Here is a 20259-nt window from a genome sequence, read left to right as displayed (position 1 = left end):
AACTGATTACTGATCACTGAATACTGTAAAAACATGGCAAGAAATAATAAAGAAAACACAGTACAGAAATTTGATAAGATTTCTATTGGGTTAGCTTCGCCTGAGTCTATTTTAGCGGAATCTCGTGGGGAAGTTCTAAAGCCTGAAACAATTAATTACCGTACGCACAAACCAGAGCGTGACGGACTTTTCTGTGAGCGTATTTTTGGTCCTGTAAAGGATTATGAATGTGCCTGTGGTAAGTATAAAAGAATTCGCTACAAAGGAATCGTTTGTGACCGATGTGGGGTAGAGGTAACTGAAAAGAAAGTAAGACGTGACCGTGTTGGGCATATCAATTTGGTAGTGCCTGTTGCACATATCTGGTACTTTAGAAGTTTACCAAACAAAATAGGATATTTATTAGGATTGCCTTCTAAGAAACTCGACATGATCATTTACTACGAAAGATACGTAGTAATTCAGCCGGGAATTGCAAAGAATGAAGAAGGAGAGCCTGTTAAAAAACTAGATTTCCTTACAGAGGAAGAATATTTAAATATTCTTGAAACACTTCCGAAGGAAAATCAATACCTAGACGATACGGATCCGAACAAATTCATCGCCAAAATGGGTGCTGAATGTTTGATAGATCTTTTAAACAGAATCGACTTAAATAGTTTGTCGTTCGAACTACGTCATAAAGCAAATAACGAAACTTCAAAGCAACGTAAAACTGAAGCACTTAAACGTCTTCAGGTTGTGGAAGCACTTCGTGATGCTAACAAGAATCGTGAGAACAAAGCTGCATGGATGATCATGAAGGTGGTGCCAATTATTCCGCCGGAATTACGTCCTTTAGTGCCACTTGATGGAGGTCGTTTTGCAACATCAGATTTAAATGATCTTTACAGACGTGTAATTATCCGTAACAATCGTTTGAAGCGATTGATGGAGATAAAAGCACCGGAAGTAATTTTACGTAATGAAAAACGTATGCTTCAGGAGTCTGTAGATTCATTGTTTGATAATACAAGAAAATCTTCAGCAGTAAAAACCGACAGTAACCGTCCGTTGAAATCACTTTCTGATTCCTTAAAAGGAAAGCAAGGTCGTTTCCGTCAAAACTTACTTGGTAAGCGTGTGGATTATTCTGCTCGTTCGGTGATTGTTGTTGGACCTGAATTAAAATTGTTCGAATGTGGTATCCCAAAGGATATGGCTGCAGAACTTTATAAGCCTTTCGTGATTAGAAAGCTTATTGAAAGAGGAATCGTAAAGACTGTGAAGTCTGCGAAGAAAATTATAGATAAGAAAGAGCCGGTGGTTTGGGATATCCTGGAAAATGTTCTTAAAGGGCATCCAGTAATGCTAAACCGTGCGCCTACCTTACACCGTTTGGGAATCCAGGCGTTTCAACCTAAATTAATTGAAGGAAAAGCTATTCAGTTACACCCATTAGTATGTACTGCGTTTAACGCGGATTTCGATGGTGACCAGATGGCGGTTCACTTACCATTAGGACCAGAGGCGATTCTTGAATGTCAATTATTAATGCTTGCGTCTCACAATATCCTTAACCCTGCAAATGGTTCGCCGGTGGCAGTACCTTCACAGGATATGGTTTTGGGTCTGTATTATATGACCAAGCTTAGAAAATCGACCAAGGATGTTCCTGTAATTGGTGAAGGTCTTACTTTTTATTCTGCGGAAGAAGCCGTAATAGCTTACAACGAGAAGAAAGTAGATTTGAATGCTGAAATTAAGATCCGTACGAAGGATTTTAACGAAGCAGGAGAACTTGTTTTCCAAATCATAACTACAACTTTAGGACGTGTACTTTTCAACGAAAAGGTACCTGAAGCAGCTGGTTATATCAATGCTGTATTAACTAAGAAATCTCTTAGAGATATTATTGGTGGTATTTTGGCTAAAACTAGTGTACCTATTACAGCGGCTTTCTTAGATGAAATTAAAACATTGGGGTATAAGTTTGCATTCGAAGGTGGATTGTCATTTAGCTTAGGGGATATTATTATTCCTGCTGAAAAGCAATCAATGATCGATAGTGCAAATACTCAGGTAGATGGTATTATTGCCAACTACAACATGGGTCTTATTACTAACAATGAGCGTTACAATCAGGTGATTGATATATGGACAGCGACCAATGCAGAACTTACCGAGCTTTCTATGAAGCGTATTCGTGAGGATCAGCAAGGGTTTAACTCTGTGTATATGATGCTTGACTCCGGAGCGCGTGGATCTAAAGAACAGATTCGCCAGTTAACCGGAATGCGTGGATTGATGGCAAAACCGAAGAAATCGAATTCAGGTGGTGGTGAGATTATTGAAAACCCGATTCTTTCGAACTTTAAGGAAGGACTTTCAATTCTTGAATACTTTATTTCTACTCACGGTGCTCGTAAGGGACTTGCGGATACTGCACTTAAAACGGCAGATGCAGGTTACCTGACACGTCGTTTGGTGGATGTTTCTCAGGATGTGATTATTAACATCGAAGACTGTGGAACGCTAAGAGGTATTGAAGTATCGGCACTTAAGAAGAATGAAGAGATTGTTGAAACTTTATCAGATAGAATCGTTGGACGTACTGCATTGTATGATGTTGTTCATCCATTGACAAAAGAACTTCTTGTTGCGGCAGGAGATCATATTTCAGAAGATGTTGCTGCCAAAGTAGCAAATTCTCCAATCGATAGTGTGGAAGTGCGATCAGCATTGACATGTGAAGCGAAGAAGGGTATTTGTTCTCAGTGCTACGGAAGAAACCTTGCTACCAACAAAATGGTACAAAGAGGTGAAGCTGTTGGTGTTGTAGCCGCTCAGTCTATTGGTGAGCCGGGTACACAGTTAACACTTCGTACTTTCCACGTAGGTGGTATTGCAGGTAACATTTCCGAAGAAAACAAACTTGTTGTTCGTTTTGATGGAAAAGCCGAAATAGAAGATCTTAAAACTGTAAAAGGGGAAGATAATGAAGGTAAACCTATTGATATTGTAATTTCACGTACTTCAGAAATCAAATTAATTGATAAGAAGACAGGGATTACTTTAAGTACAAATAACATTCCTTATGGATCTACCATTTTTGTAAAAGACGGGGATTCACTTTCTAAGGATGATACTGTTTGTCAATGGGATCCATACAACGGTGTGATTATTTCAGAATTTGCCGGTAAGATCAAGTACGAGAATATCGAGCAAGGTATTACCTATCAAGTGGAAATTGATGAACAAACAGGTTTCCAAGAGAAAGTAATTTCTGAATCAAGAGATAAGAAGAAGATACCAACATTACAGATCCTTGGTAAGAAAGACGAAGTAATTCGTTCTTATAACTTACCGGTGGGAGCTCACTTGATGGTAGACGATAGTGATAAAATTAAGATTGGTAAGATCTTAGTGAAGATTCCACGTAAATCTGCCAAGTCTGGTGATATTACTGGAGGTCTTCCGCGTGTAACTGAATTATTTGAAGCGCGTAACCCTTCTAATCCTGCTGTAGTAAGTGAGATTGATGGTGTTATTTCCTTCGGAAAAATCAAGCGTGGTAACCGTGAGATTATTGTTGAGTCTAAATTAGGAGAGATCAAGAAGTATTTGGTGAAATTATCGAATCAGATTCTTGTTCAGGAGAATGATTACGTAAGAGCAGGTATGCCTCTTTCTGATGGATCTATTACTCCGGAAGATATTCTTAGAATTAAAGGCCCTTCAGCAGTACAACAATATCTAGTGAATGAAGTTCAAGAGGTATATCGTCTGCAAGGGGTGAAGATTAATGACAAGCATTTCGAAGTAGTGGTACGTCAAATGATGCGTAAAGTTCAGATCGTTGATTCTGGAGATACTACCTTCCTGGAAAACCAACTAGCTCATAAAGATGATTTTATTGAAGAAAACGATAAGATCTTCGGAATGAAAGTGGTAACCAATGCAGGTGAATCGGAAACTATCAAAGAAGGACAGATTATTACACCACGTGAACTACGTGATGAAAACTCTATCTTACGAAGAGCCGATTTAACTTTAATCGAAGGACGTGATGCGGTTCCAGCAACGGCAACACCAATCTTGCAAGGTATTACACGAGCTTCTTTGCAGACAAAATCATTTATCTCTGCGGCTTCCTTCCAGGAAACTACCAAGGTATTGAATGAAGCGGCTGTAAGTGGTAAGGTCGATCATCTTGAAGGTCTGAAGGAGAATGTAATTGTAGGACATAGAATTCCTGCCGGTACCGGTATGAGAAAATATGATACTATTATTGTAGGATCTAAGGAAGAACTTGAAGAAATGACTCGCGAACAGCAAGAAGTGAACTATAACTAAGTGAGTGTGCCTATTTGATTTGCATAGCGGATCAAATAGGTTACAACTTACTTATCCCGACGCAAGTTGGGATCTTTGAAGTAATAAGAAAAATCCCGTGACAACTGCACGGGATTTTTGTATTTTAATAGAATGTTTAATTAAAGGCCAGATATTCAAAAGTTTGGCTCAAAAAAAGATTCCCGCCTTCGCGGGAAATAATTATGGCAGATCAAAAAGACAATAAAAAACCACAACAGGGTCAGATTAATATTGAGATGGACGAAGCTGTGGCTCAGGGGATCTATAGTAATCTAGCTATCATTAATCATTCACAATCTGAATTTGTGGTTGACTTTGTAGCGATTATGCCTGGAATTCCAAAAAGCAAAGTGAAGTCTAGAATTATTTTAACTCCGCAACATGCTAAGAGGTTTTTAAAAGCCTTGAATGAAAATGTAAAGCGTTTTGAAAATGCCCATGGAGAAATCAAGGATTACCAACAGGCTCCGATGCCAATAAATTTTGGTCCAACCGGGGAAGCTTAAAACATAAAAAAAAAAGCCTTGCAAATGCGAGGCTTTTTTTATGCTATTTCCGAGGTATAAGCAATATTGATGAATTTTTTGATATTGTATAAGAATTAATAATACCTTCAATAAAGTTGAGGCTCTCAGATCAATTTTAAGGAACTTTTAAAATATTCTTATCTAAGAATTCATTGAAGGATGTTTTATACTTTACAGGTCTTTATTCATGACTATTGGTGGATAGATTTCTTCTTTTCCTTCTTTTAAATTATTGACTCCCACAGCATGTTCAAGAATCGAGTAATTTGCAATTAATGTTTCGATTTGTTTCCTAAGTTTTTTCTAACAATTATTTCATACACATTTCCTTTATCTTCTTAACCGATAATTTCTCACGGAAGTAATCTTGTTGCTTGATTTTTATTTTATAAGATTAAAAGCAAATAAATCGGATTAAAAGTATTTAATTGTAAGTCTTCTAGATGTTTAGTTTTATGTTTTTTACAACAAAGAGCTGTTTGTCTATGTCTTTTGACGTGCGTTTCATCGATTATGTCGGAAAAGACATGTTAAAGTAAACGCCTAAATTCAATTTTTAACGCAGTTAGTCGATTTAAAAAGCTGTATATCGAATAGTCAAATTAATAAGTAAGAAAAAACCTACTTACCTATTATCTTTGTTCGTAGAAGTAAAAGTTTAGTTATTAAATCTCAATTTTTACCGATAACCCCAAATTGATAATATGATATTTTCTATACCTACAAAACAGAAAAGAGGATCATACTTAATAGTGTCGCTTCTGGTTTGTTTACTAATACAAAACAAAATAGTTGCTCAAGCTACTTCGGTTCGAACTGGTGTAACTTTTCAATGGGAAGATACACAAGCTAACCCTAATAATCCAGCTACAATAAGCTCTGTTACCATTAATGGAGAAATTTACAGCGCTTTTGCGGCACCGTCTACTTATGCAATGACACGTCTTGGGCCAGATGGACACAATCCCAATAAAATAATAGAGAATGGTACTTATAGAAGTAATAATAGCGCAAATGCTAATTGGCCCGTGAAAGCACTCGCAGCTTTCCAGGACAAGAATTTAAATCATTATTTCCTCGCAAATCCTAATGGCCGGGATATTTGTGGTGACTTTTCAGCGATTGCCACTACAGATTCTCAAATACAATCATTGTTTTATAGCCCGGGGATTCCTTCAAATGATGGAGGTTTAATTGCAATTACCGAACGTAACGCAAATAACTGCTACTATATTTCTGTATACGGAACACCGGTTGGTGGTGGTCCGGAACAATTTCTTGGAGATACTTTTGTTAGGGAAAACCCTGCCGATCAATGGGGACCTTTATTTAATGCACCTCCAGTAGATGTAGATTACTGGAATTCAGGTAGAGTATTAGAAAACAATGGAACCATAGGAATAGCATTATTCACATTAAACGATCTGGCGCCTGTTGGATCTGTAATAACCAGGGTTGATTTAACTGCTGCGACAAGAGATCATGGTGATGGAAAGCTTTTTATTTTACAGCAATATGCTGTTCCCAAAATTGAAACCGGTTGTATTGATAAGGAATATGAAGGTACCGTTGGTGGTACATCAAATATACCAGTAGGATCAACAATTACAGTAATATCAGGTCCTACACCTGCTGGACAATCATTTACTTTCAATCCGGATGGAAGCTATGTTTACAGACCAACTCCCGGTTTTTCTGGCGATGTAGTTTTTGAATACGAGATTTGCCTTCCGGCACCAAATACCGGAGTATGTGACTCAGCAACAGTTACTCTGGAATATGAAGAAGATTGCGACTGTTTCTCCGGAAATGCTGATGGACCATTATTACAAAATTAGAAAGAAAAAAAACCAAATTGAAAATAATACTACCACAAAAATATCTAATTATGAAGTCAAAAATTACTCTTTGCATTATATGTTTATTCAGTGTTTATATGAGTTCGGCTCAAGTAGGTATAGGAACTTCAGATCCTAAAAAGGAGTTACATATTGCAGGAAATGGCAGCACCATTCGTATTGATGGTTTGAATAGTACAAATAATACTGAAAATTTTGGAGGTACCAATAAGTACAATGTAATGGTTGATGATAAAGGAGACCTCACCTTGGGTGAATTATCCGGACAACTTACCTCCGAATCTAGTATGTCATCTCCCGTGGTAGTGCAAACAACGGCAAATTCAGGTTTAAATGCTGATGAATTATACAAATCGAATTTTACATTAACCCAAAGAGCCTTAGTGGTAATTACATTTTACGTTTCTATGGACTTCAAAAGTTATGATGGAACGATTAATTTGGATGACGGTAGAGCGAAAATTGCCCACAACTATTTTTATTTAGGCAACGGAACTACTCCAAATACCACAAAATCATATGGTATGACAAGTTCTGTATACTCAAATTGGAATTGTGATACAGCCACTGGATTTGTATACAACTCAAGGTCGGTTACTATTACATTAGCGCCGGGAACCTATAGTGTTCATCTTAATGGAGCGGTATATGGAGGTGATTTAACGCCCGATGCCGCGTTTAGTGTAAAATTTGGCGACACTGATAGACTTGATATTCAGGCGATATATTTGTAACTCTCAATTTAAGGTCTTGTTTCGTAGTATAAATTTATCAAATTCATCACAAAATTTAACCTCATATTCTGCAACCTAAAAGGTGTGAATCATAATGCAAATTACATTTCTTCTCTTAAAATGATTTGAATTTTTCGTTATAATTAAATGTTACTTTCGCTTTATGCAAATTATTATTTCTGAAGTCATTTGTGGTGATCCATTATGTCGAAGGAATTTTTTGTAAGCTGTTTAACTTATAAACTGAAATTTCAACGAAAAAAAAGCTTTGAGTTTATTTTTTTAAGAACTATTGATTAACTTAATAGGACATTAACTAACAGAATGTCCAATTATTAATCTCTCGTATTATGAAAAACTCTACAAAAAAAATCACAACAGAGAATTGTGGTTTTTTCAAATTATTCTCACCCTTTTTTCTTCTGATTTTCTTTACGTTTTCCTTAGCCTCAGAAGCAACTAATGATAACAATCGCGTATTTGCGAATATGATATCGGAAACTTTATTATCCAATGTGGATTTTTCTTCCGAAGCACTAGGAGATGGTCCTGAAATCGTATTAACCATCATTGGAAATGATTGTCAAGGTCAAACTGGAGTCTTATCTATTGAAGTAGTGGGTAATGTAACTTACCTATGGTCTACGGGTGAAACTGGTTCGTCTATTTTAATTACAGAAAACGGAACATATTCAGTAACGGTTACGATTTTAGATACGGGTGCAATTATTTACGATGAGATTGAAGTAACAGAATTAGATCCTATTGGGACGCCATTTTCCGGCTTCACCATACTAGGGCAAAAAGATGTGAAATTGCATAAGTTCAACAATGTGCTAAGTGGAGCAGTAGGAGCGACTAACTCTGACGGTAAAATAGAATTAAAACAGAATACAAATGTATTTAGTTTTGTACAGGCAGATGATATCACAATCGATAATACAAGCTATGCAGATGATGTTATAAATTCTCCGGCTGAAATGGATCTTCCTGAGTTTGTTTATAACCCTTATTCTGACGCAAAAAATGATGTGAAGGTAAATTCTGGTGAGACAGTCACAATTTCAGGTCATATTTATAGAAAGATTCAAGTAAAGAAGAACGCTAAATTAATAATAGATACTGATAATCTTTTTGCCAGAGAAATTAAATTAGAAAAAGAATCTATTGTCGAGTTCACTGGTTGTACGAATGTAATCTTAAGCAACAATGGTTTAAAATTACATCAGGATACTCAGTTTAACCCAACTGGCATGAACGTGGAGGTTTATTCAGACCACAACGTTGAAATCGACCAAGGTTCTACCGTTATTGCAAACATATATGCTAATAATCATCAGATTCATGCAAAAGGTAAAAATGGAAACCCTACTTCAATGATTGGTTTCTTTAGTGCCTGGAAAATTAATGGTCAGGATTGGGTAAATTGGGAATTTGGAAATTTATGTTCTCCTTGTCCGGTAATTTTCCCGGAACCAACAGGTGGTGAATGCGAATGTAAAGGGGGAATGACACAATTAACATTTGATTATGCGGGAGGAGCTGGAGTTAACTTAACTACAAATTCTGGAATTGTAACCGACAATGGAGATGGCACTTACACAGTTAATACTGCTCCAGGAGAGGATAAACTTGAAAAGAATTTTGAAATTACCGATGGAAATACTATAGGTCAAGTTCATACCTCATGTTCACAAGATGTATTAGGTAATACCTATGGTGCAAGCTTTACTGTACTTGGTTATATTGACACTGAAAATAACGTGTCTACAGTTGAAACTTGCCCCGTAAATACCGAATGCGATTGTAGTGGAGGAATGACACAGTTAACAATTGATTATGCTGCTGGTTCTGGTGCTAATTTAACAACCAATTCTGGAATTGTAACAGATAATGGCGACGGTACTTACACTGTTAATACAGCTCCGGGAGAAGATAAATTAGAAAAGAGTTTTGAAATTTACGATGGACAGAATCTAGGAGAAATTCATACTTCTTGTTCTAAGGATATTTTAGGTGTTACCTATGCCGGTGTTTACACAGTAATTGGTCATGTTGACAGAGATGGACATGTTTGCACTTTTGATCCATTTGCAAACCCATTGGTTGGAGAAGACAATCCTGTGATTGCGTATCCAAACCCAACGAAAAGTTCATTTAATATTTACGTTAAATCCGCAAACGATTCTAACAACATTAAAGTGAGTGTGTTTACAATTTCAAATGAAAAAGTTTTGAGTCGCACAATTAGCTCGAACAAAACTTATAATATTGGAGAAGAACTACAACCGGGATTTTATCTGGTGCAAGTAGAAATGGAGGATCAAGTTAGAGTTTTAAAAGTGATAAAAAACTAAACTGATTTATAAATAGATAAAAAAAGGTCGTTAAGCAATTAACGACCTTTTATCGTTTCAGAAGAAAAAGCGATTAGACTTTAACTGTTTTTTCAAATTCACTCACGAAATGAAGCTTCACATTCGGGTATTTCGACTGTGTCATTTGCAATGTAAATGCAGAATCTGCAAAGAATACTAATTGACCTCTTTTATCCTTGGCCAAAAACTTTGATTTTACTCGTTTAAAGTCGGCAAATTCAGCACTTTTCGGGTCTTTAGCTTCTACCCAACAAGCTTTGTGTACGTTCAGGTTTTCATAGCGACAGGTAGCGCCATATTCGTGTTCCAGGCGATATTGAATAACTTCAAATTGAAGTGCACCAACAGTTCCAATCACCTTTCTACCATTAAGTTCTAGAGTGAACAATTGAGCTACTCCTTCATCCATAAGTTGATCTACACCTTTCTCAAGTTGCTTACTCTTCAATGGATCGGCATTGTTGATATACTTAAAATGTTCGGGTGAAAAACTTGGAATGCCTTTATATTGCATTACTTCTCCTTCAGTTAAAGTATCTCCAATTTTAAAATTTCCGGTATCGTGAAGTCCAACAATATCTCCGGGATATGAGATATCAACGATTTGTTTCTTTTCAGCAAAAAAAGCATTCGGACTTGAAAATTTCAAATTTTTATTGTGGCGAACATGTAAATATGGCTTGTTGCGTTCAAAAGTGCCCGAAACTATCTTAATGAAAGCCAGTCTATCTCTATGTTTAGGATCCATATTGGCATGAATTTTAAACACAAATCCTGAAAATTCCTTTTCATTGGGTTTCACTAGTCGAGTATCACTTTCTTTAGGTCTTGGTGTAGGGGCAATCTCTACGAAGCAATCCAACAGTTCCCGTACACCAAAGTTATTCAGAGCAGAACCGAAAAATACAGGCTGGAGTTTCCCTTCCAAATATTCTTTATTACTAAAATCTGGATATACTTCATGAATCAATTCAAGTTCTTCTCTTAATACTTCGGAAGCCTTATTACCAATAAGCTTATCTAGTTCCGGACTTTGTAAATCGGCTATTTCGATAGTTTCCTCTATGTTTTTCCGACTATCTCCACTGAAAAGATTTAAATTTTTCTCCCATATATTATAAATTCCTTTGAAGTCATATCCCATCCCGATTGGAAAACTTAAAGGTGTAACTCTTAGGTTTAATTTTTGTTCGATCTCGTCTAATAATTCAAAAGCATCCTTCCCCTCTCTATCAAGCTTATTGATAAAAACAATCATAGGAATATTTCGCATACGACAAACCTCTACTAGTTTTTCAGTTTGCTCTTCAACTCCTTTTGCCACGTCAATTACAACGATAACACTATCAACTGCCGTTAATGTTCTAAAAGTGTCTTCAGCGAAATCCTTGTGACCAGGTGTGTCTAGAATATTAATCTTAATACCATTGTATTCAAAAGCCAAAACAGAGGTAGCTACCGAGATACCTCTCTGTCTTTCTATTTCCATAAAGTCACTCGTAGCTCCTTTTTTGATTTTATTGCTTTTCACCGCACCCGCTTCTTGGATGGCGCCCCCGAAGAGTAGGAGCTTTTCTGTCAACGTAGTTTTTCCTGCATCCGGATGTGAAATAATTCCAAATGTTCTTCTGCGTTCAATTTCTTTTTTCAATATCATAAAGCGATGTAAAATAAGTGGCAAATATACTATGTGTTATAGTGATTAAGAAGTAATTCGCCGAATATCGAATATTTATTCAGAAAACACAGATATGAAGAATTAAAGATAAGTAAGATTTATAATCAAGCTTTTACGGGCAATCCAAATTTATAGACACAAAAATGTATCTAAATATGATCACAAAATATACAAAAATTCTTACTTTAAAAATTTGCAATTTTAAGAAAATTTTAATCAGAAATTCACATAATTTGTGATTTTTTTAACTTCTAAATAATTCTTTATGAATTTTTAATCAAATAGTTTATTCCCACAAAGATAATACCTTTTAAACCCATAAAAACTTGACTACTACGTATAACTACGTACATACTATTCCTACAAAAAAATCTTGTAAAATGATGTTTTTTGAGTAGTTCAACGATTATATTTACGGTTCGGCTAATAGTTATTTATTTGTAAATGGTTAACACTTTTTCCTACGTATATTTGTTAGCGATAGTCTGAAAATGAATCAGTTTGGGATTTAAATCCCATAAAAAAATAATAAAATTTAGAACGTATGCATAACATTACTTACTCAACCCTGCATAAGAGAATTATATATTATTTAAGTGCAATTGTACTTATGTTCTCATCTGTGTTTGTGTATGGACAAGCTCCATTGCCAACAATAGTTCCAAATAGCAATAGGGGATTACCTTTCCTTTATGCCCTGCCGGATAATAGCAATGATTTATATGCGGTAGCGCCAAATCCTAACGTTAGCCCGCTTCCAAATCCAACGATAGTTTCTTGTGATAGAACATTCGATGGAGAAGGTGCAGGATTTAGAGCAACAGATAGAATGATTTATGCATTCGATGACGATCATGATTTGTATCGATTAAATCCTTCAACAGGAGTCTCTACAAAAATTGTAGATAATATGTTTACGGGAAGAGCTCAAGGTGTTGACTTTTACCTGAATAATAATACTGGTGATGAGATATTGTTTGTGATTGTTCAGCAATCCGGAGATGATGGAGTTGGTGGTGAAAAATTATTTGCGTTTAATCCTAATAATAGCTGGGCTGCATACGCCGGTTTTCCGAAGACAATTAATGGAGCAATTGGTAGAGTAGATGGAATTGCGTGGGATCCGGCTTCCGGAAATTTTTATGTACAGGAAGATGACTTGGCAAAATTCTATACCATAAATGTAACTAATGCAACTACAACCTTTGCTTTTTCAACTTCAACTTCAATAGATGGTGAAGGAATTAGTTTTGCCGCAGATGGTAAATTATATACGGAGGATGAGAGTTATAATGGTATTTCTGGGAGCAGAAGACTTTTAGAGGTTAATCTACTTAACGGGCAGCTAACCCCAGTCGCTCAACTTGGAGGTAGCTCAGATGTTGAAGCTGTGATGGGGAATGTTGGTGTTAGGGACGATGGTGGAGATATTCCTGCTTCATATGGTTGGGCAGCACATCAATTGCCAGTGCTTTTATCTACTCCTATTACAAGGTATTTAGGAAACGTTGCGCCGGATTCTGAAGATCCTTTTTCTACTATTAATGGAGGTTTTGGAGATGATTCTACAGGAATCGATGATGAAGATGGAGTGAAGTTGGACGGAGACTTTTTGGATAATAAGCAATTAAACGTCGGACAATCTTATACTCTTACAGTAAAAACGAACGGAAGTGGTGCTGTTTTAAATGCATGGATAGATTGGAATGGCGATGGTGATTTCGATTCGAACGAACAAGTTGCCGATGACGTTATACCTTCCGGAGGAAATATTAATTTGAATATTACTGTTCCGGCAAATGCAACTTTGGGTGTAACTTATTCCAGATTCAGATATTCTACATTGAAAAACCTTCCCCCGAGCTATTCGGAAGCTCCCGACGGTGAAGTTGAAGATTATAAGTTAAGTATTGTGAGCACGCCAATCGCTAGAGATTGTACCTGTGCTCCTTTTTATGAAAATTCAAATTTTGTAAATCCTGTTAAAATTGCAGGTAACAACCTACAAGTTGGAGCTGTGTATCGTTTTTCAAATGTATTTCCAGGAAACCCTTACGGAACTACATTAGATGCACTTGTAAAAATTGAAGCGTTTAATGGTGGTGCATCTCTTCTTGATATTGATGTAACATCTTCAGGTTTACCAGAAGCGTTTCAGCCAAGAATAAATAGTACAAATAGTAACGATCAAAGTGTTGAATTTAGCATTACGTTCGTCTCAGGTGGTGGAAATTATGGTGACGAAGTGCTTATCTCTTTCTTCGGAACGCCTCTAGATATAGATGGTGATCAACAAGAAACAAGAGAGTATGCGGAAGTTGACTTAGGTGATGCCTATTTTCTTTCAGCAAATACAAATATAGATATTTCTAGAGGTGCTAATTATATAAGAGGAGAAGCTAGAACAGTACAAGTTGCACCGGGAGGTGATATTTCTTTGGATCCTAAGTGGACTTTTAGTAATTATTATGAGAACAAAACTGGATTTACCTATAAAATAGGGAAAATTGATGGTGATAGTGATCGCTATTATTCTCTGGATATGGATAGTGCTAACTATACTAATCCGGAATCTGTTTTAATTACCTATCCTGTTATCTGCGGAAATGTTAGTGATGAAGGTGGAGATCCGTTAGTTGGAGTTCCAATTAATGTAACAGGAACAGACGGAAGTGCCGTTTCTACTACAACAGATAGTAATGGTAATTATAAGGTAGTTGCAACAATTCCTGAAGCATTAGTAAATGTTGATTATTCAATTAATGAAACAGATCTTCCTGGTTATATCTCAATTTCTGATGTCGATGGAGCGAATGATAATTTAATTAGTCGTACCATTAATTTAATGTCTACCTGCGGAAATGATTTCGTGGATGGTGTTAATTCCCCAACAGGATGGAATTTTGAGTGCGGGGACGATAAGATTGTTGACGAGTATGGTTATAACGCAAACTGTAATACAAGTACAGTAGTGAGTTTACCTAACCCATCTAGTATTTATGAATATGTAGTTGAAATTGTTTATAAAGGAAGTAACCCAGGGCAATCATTAACGTTTACTGATTCTAATGGAACTGCTCGAACTTTGTTGCGATCAGTACCCGTAGGTGGAAGTTCAAATATATGGGTGTACAGAGGACTAATTAATGGTACAACAAGTTCTGTTACCTATAATACTACTAGTAGCTTAAGTTGTAAATTGCAATCTGTTGTAGTATACGCTTTCAGAAATCAGCCATTAGCTTCTTCTAGTTCAGGAGTGTTTACAAGCCGAAGTGGTTATAATGATATACAAACAATTCAAATTACTATTCCTGCATTTACAGGACCACGTAATCTTGAAGTTGAAATGCCAATTTCGGAATTAACCGACGATGGTAGATACCTAAAACTAACAGCAGAAGCTGGAGGTGTTTCTCAAGACCTATTTATTTACGGACCTGACGCAAGTTTACCGGGAGGTACTTGTTGTTTGGCAATTCCAGTAATTACATTAAATGCTGTGCCTGGTGCAGCAACGACCGTGACGCTTACAGTAGATTCTAGAAATGGACAAAACGGTCAAACAGTTAATGGTCAATCTTGGGTAATTGCTAGTGGTGTAAATGTAGATGGAGATTGTTATGAAGAACTAGAGTTAACATTAGATAATAAAGTAGATATTTTATGTAACGGAGACGCGACTGGTTCAATTACAGTAGCGGCAACAGGAGGTTTAGCTCCATTGCAATACTCATTAAACGGTGGAACACCTCAAGCTAGCCCAGAATTTACAGGCTTAACTGCAGGTTCTTACACTGTAACTGTTACAGATGCTTTAGGGAATACAGCTTCAATTACGGTAACCTTAAATGAACCGGAAGCGATAAGCATTATTATTACAAAAGTAAATGCAACTCAATCGCAAGGTTGTTTAAATGGACAGGCAACAGCTACTCCTTCCGGAGGAACTCCACCATTTACTTACCTATGGAGTGCATCTGCAGGTAGTCAGACAACTCAAACCGCCACGAACCTTCCTGCTGGAACTCATACGGTTGTCGTAACTGACGCTAATGACTGTATCTTAGAACAAGGTGTTGTTATTGATTGTATAAATAATTGTGACGCTGTTGTCACAGTAGATAGTACTACAAATGTATTATGTGCAGGGGAATTAACAGGAAGCGCTACAGTAAGTGCTAGTTCTGTTGCAAACCCTGGCGCGACATTTACCTTTACTTGGAATACTGGAGATATATTTGCTGGTGTAACAACAAGTACCTTAAATAATATAGGTGCCGGTGTTTATACGGTGAGTGTAACAATAGATGGAACTGTGTGTCTGCCTGTTGAGCAAAGTGTAACAATTACAGAGCCTTCAAATGCTTTAAATGTTACTGCTACTTCAACCGATGAAAACGGTCCTACCACAGGCGACGGAACTGCAACTGCAAATCCATCTGGTGGAACGCCTCCATATACTTATTCTTGGAGCCCTGGCGGACAAACAACACAAACAATTACCGGACTTAGTGCTGGTGTTTATACAGTAACGGTTACCGATGCAAATGGATGTACAGCTACTGCTAGTACAACTGTAAACCCGGGAACTTGTATGAATTTAGCCGCTACAGCTTCTGCAACACCTGTTTCTTGTAATGGGAATAGCGATGGTACAGCTACAGTAGGGGTTACCGGAGGTTCTGGAACATTTACATATTCTTGGAGTCCTGGAGGACAAACAACACAATCTATCACCGGATTAACTGCTGGTGTTTATACTGTTACAGTAACTGATAGTGTTACTCTTTGTACAACAACTTCAACTGCAACTGTAAACCAACCGGGCGTATTATCTTCTGGTATTGCGATTACTAATGTAAACTGCTTCGGAAATAATTCCGGATCATTAGACTTAACAGTAACAGGAGGAACGGCACCTTATACTTTCGTATGGGCACCAAACGGAGAAACTACTGAAGATTTATTTAATCTGGTTGCAGGAACATATTCTGTAACAATCACTGACGCTAGAGGATGTGTTGCAACTAATTCTGCAACCGTACTTCAGCCTTCTTCAGGATTAACAATATCAACTGTCGTAACTGATGTATTATGTAATGGTGATGCAACTGGTGCAATTGATGTAACAGTTGGAGGTGGAACACCACCTTATTCTTATGTATGGAGCAATGGTACTACAACAGAAGATCTATCAAATATTGTTGCTGGTACATATACTGTCAACGTAACTGATTCTAATGGGTGTACAATTTCTGCAAGCAATGTAGTTGTAGCAGAACCTGCAAATGCATTAAGCATTGTTATCACAAAAGAAAACGCGACTACAGGACAAGGATGTACTGATGGTGAAGCTACCGCTACAGTAAGTGGTGGTACACCCGGATATACATATTTATGGAGTGCAAGTGCTGGTGGTCAAACTACCGCAACTGCGACTAATTTACCTGCAGGAACTCATTCAGTAACTGTAACCGACTCAAATGGTTGTGTATTAACTCAAGGAGTAGTCATAGATTGTTCAAACACTTGTGATGCTATTGTTGTAATAGACAGTAAGACAGATGTTCTTTGTACAGGAGATACTACAGGTAGTGCTACTGTTAGTGCAAGTTCAATTGCTAACCCTGGCGCAACATTTACATTTACTTGGAACACTGTTCCTGCTCAAGTTGATGCTGGCGTAACAACAAGTACAACATCAGGATTGGCGGCAGGCGTATACACTGTAAGTGTTACCATCGACGGAACTGTATGTTCTCCGGTTGAACAAAGTGTGACAATTACCGAACCAACAAATGCATTAAACGTTACTGCAACTGCCACTGATGAAAGTGGTCCAACCACAGGAGACGGAACTGCAACAGCGAATCCTTCTGGTGGAACTCCTCCTTATACATATGTATGGAGTCCGGGTGGTGAAACTACACAAACAATTACAGGTCTTAGTGCTGGAACGTATTCAGTTACAGTGACAGATGCAAATGGATGTACAGCGACTGCAACAGTTACTGTTAATCCAGGAACATGTCTAGACTTGATGGCATTTGCTGCTTCAACTCCGGTAACATGTAATGGAGATAGTGATGGAACAGCTACAGCAACTGTAACAGGAGGTTCAGGATCATTTACTTATTCATGGAGTAATGGTGCAACCACTGCTGTAATTACAGGACTTTCAGGTGGATCTTACACGGTAACAGTAACTGATACAATTACTTTATGTACTTCACAAGCTACCATTACTGTAGGCGAGCCAAATATTTTAAGTTCTGGTATTGCGATTACTAATGTAAACTGCTTCGGAAATAATTCCGGATCATTAGACTTAACAGTAACAGGAGGAACGGCACCTTATACTTTCGTATGGGCACCAAACGGAGAAACTACTGAAGATTTATTCAATCTGGTTGCAGGAACTTATTCTGTAACAATCACTGATGCAAGAGGATGTGTTGCAACTAATTCTGCAACCGTACTTCAGCCTTCTTCAGGATTAACAATATCTACTGTTGTTACTGATGTATTATGTAACGGAGATGCAACTGGTGCAATTGATGTAACAGTTGGAGGTGGAACACCACCTTATTCTTATGCATGGAGCAATGGTGCTACAACAGAAGATCTATCAAATATTGTTGCTGGTACATATACTGTCAACGTAACTGATGCTAATGGATGTACAATTTCTGCAAGCAATGTAGTTGTAGCAGAACCTGCAAATGCATTAAGCATTGTTATCACAAAAGAAAACGCGACTACAGGACAAGGATGTACTGATGGTGAAGCTACCGCTACAGTAAGTGGTGGTACACCCGGATATACATATTTATGGAGTGCAAGTGCTGGTGGTCAAACTACCGCAACTGCGACTAATTTACCTGCAGGAACTCATTCAGTAACTGTAACCGACTCAAATGGTTGTGTATTAACTCAAGGAGTAGTCATAGATTGTTCAAACACTTGTGATGCTATTGTTGTAATAGACAGTAAGACAGATGTTCTTTGTACAGGAGATACTACAGGTAGTGCTACTGTTAGTGCAAGTTCAATTGCTAACCCTGGCGCAACATTTACATTTACTTGGAACACTGTTCCTGCTCAAGTTGATGCTGGCGTAACAACAAGTACAACATCAGGATTGGCGGCAGGCGTATACACTGTAAGTGTTACTATCGACGGAACTGTATGTTCTCCGGTTGAACAAAGTGTGACAATTACCGAACCAACAAATGCATTAAACGTTACTGCAACTGCCACTGATGAAAGTGGTCCAACCACAGGAGACGGAACTGCAACAGCGAATCCTTCTGGTGGAACTCCTCCTTATACATATGTATGGAGTCCGGGTGGTGAAACTACACAAACAATTACAGGTCTTAGTGCTGGAACGTATTCAGTTACAGTGACAGATGCAAATGGATGTACAGCGACTGCAACAGTTACTGTTAATCCAGGAACATGTCTAGACTTGATGGCATTTGCTGCTTCAACTCCGGTAACATGTAATGGAGATAGTGATGGAACAGCTACAGCAACTGTAACAGGAGGTTCAGGATCATTTACATATTTATGGAGTAATGGTGCAACCACTGCTGTAATTACAGGACTTTCAGGTGGGGCATACACAGTAACAGTTACCGATACGGTTACTTTATGTACTTCGGATGCGACTACTACTGTTAACGAACCAAATATTTTAAGTTCTGGTATTGCTGTTACTAATGTGGATTGCTTCGGAAACACTACAGGGTCATTAGATCTTACTGTATCTGGAGGAACAGCTCCTTATACTTTTGTTTGGGCACCAAACGGTGAAACTACTGAAGATTTATTCAATCTGGTTGCAGGAACTTATTCTGTAACAATCACTGATGCAAGAGGATGTGTTGCTACAAATAGTGCAACAATTACGCAACCTACTGCAGGTGTTGAATTAACAATAGTTTCACAAACGGATATAGTATGTACTGGTACAGGATCTGTAACAGTAGCTGCTTCTGGAGGAACAACGCCATACCTATATAATATAGATGGTGGAGCTTATCAGGCCTCTGGGACATTTGATAACTTAACAATAGGAGTACATCCTGTTAATGTTTTAGATGCAAATGGTTGTACAGCAACAATTGATGTAACAATTCTAACAAATTGTATTCTAGCAATCGACGATATCAACAATACCTTTGTCAACATCCCTGTGGATGGTGATGTAAGTACCAACGATCAGAACCCTGACGGTCCAGCTGGAACGGAAGTGTTTACTTTAGTGACAGGACCTTCAAATGGTACTTTGACACTGAATGCTGATGGTACGTATACCTATACTCCGAACCTTGATTTTGTAGGAGAAGATACTTTTGTATATCAGATTTGTGATGCAGGTAATCCAATAGCATGTGATACTGCAACAGTATACATCGAGATCCAACCATTAGGAAGCCCAGCCAATGAGCCACCAGTGGCCAATGCAGATACCAATACTACAGAAGTAGGGGTGCCTGTAAGTGGAACCGTGCTTTCGAATGACTTTGATCCTGATGGCGATCCAATCGTAGTAACAGCGAACACTCAACCGGCCAATGGTACGGTAGTGATGAACCCTGATGGAACGTATACTTATACTCCAAACCCAGGATTTGAAGGGGAGGATACTTTTGAATATACGATCTGTGATGATGGAACACCACAATTATGTGATACCGCTACGGTAACCATTCAGGT

At 37.7% G+C, this 20259-nt stretch carries 7 protein-coding genes; 6 read left to right on the top strand and 1 reads right to left on the bottom strand.

Going from position 1 to position 20259, the window contains the following annotated elements:
• Positions 1–33: 33 nt before the first annotated feature.
• From rpoC to BXY75_RS15680, 5 genes are all read left to right on the top strand, one after another.
• Positions 34–4335: a DNA-directed RNA polymerase subunit beta' gene (gene rpoC, locus BXY75_RS15700; protein WP_121908737.1), complete on the top strand. Its 4302-nt coding sequence runs from the start codon at positions 34–36 to the stop codon at positions 4333–4335.
• 203 nt (positions 4336–4538) lie between these two features.
• The gene (locus BXY75_RS15695) at positions 4539–4862 is read left to right on the top strand and encodes a DUF3467 domain-containing protein (RefSeq protein ID WP_121908736.1); all 324 of its coding nucleotides are present in this window, start codon (positions 4539–4541) and stop codon (positions 4860–4862) included.
• 725 nt (positions 4863–5587) lie between these two features.
• Positions 5588–6721, top strand: a complete 1134-nt coding sequence (locus BXY75_RS15690; protein ID WP_121908735.1) for an Ig-like domain-containing protein — start codon at positions 5588–5590, stop codon at positions 6719–6721.
• Positions 6722–6771: 50 nt separating this feature from the next.
• Positions 6772–7476 carry a hypothetical protein gene (locus tag BXY75_RS15685; protein ID WP_147437298.1) on the top strand — a complete coding sequence of 235 codons (705 nt, stop codon included), beginning with the start codon at positions 6772–6774 and terminating at the stop codon, positions 7474–7476.
• Positions 7477–7826: 350 nt separating this feature from the next.
• A complete protein-coding gene (locus BXY75_RS15680) occupies positions 7827–9833 on the top strand; it encodes a T9SS type A sorting domain-containing protein (protein WP_121908733.1) in 2007 nt (668 codons plus the stop codon).
• A gap of 73 nt (positions 9834–9906) precedes the next feature.
• On the opposite strand, the gene BXY75_RS15675 is transcribed toward BXY75_RS15680, so the two are convergent.
• Positions 9907–11511 (bottom strand): peptide chain release factor 3, encoded by a 1605-nt coding sequence (locus BXY75_RS15675; protein ID WP_121908732.1) that lies wholly within the window; start codon positions 11509–11511, stop codon positions 9907–9909.
• A 565-nt stretch (positions 11512–12076) separates the two neighbouring features.
• Between BXY75_RS15675 and BXY75_RS15670 the strand changes: the two genes are divergently transcribed.
• Positions 12077–20259, top strand: an 8183-nt coding sequence (locus BXY75_RS15670; RefSeq protein ID WP_170152912.1) for an Ig-like domain-containing protein, incomplete at its 3' end; no start/stop codon positions are given.

The sequence above is a fragment of the Ulvibacter antarcticus genome (assembly GCF_003688405.1).
GTDB classification, from domain to species: domain Bacteria; phylum Bacteroidota; class Bacteroidia; order Flavobacteriales; family Flavobacteriaceae; genus Ulvibacter; species Ulvibacter antarcticus.
This window is presented reverse-complemented; position numbering and strand designations above follow the sequence as displayed.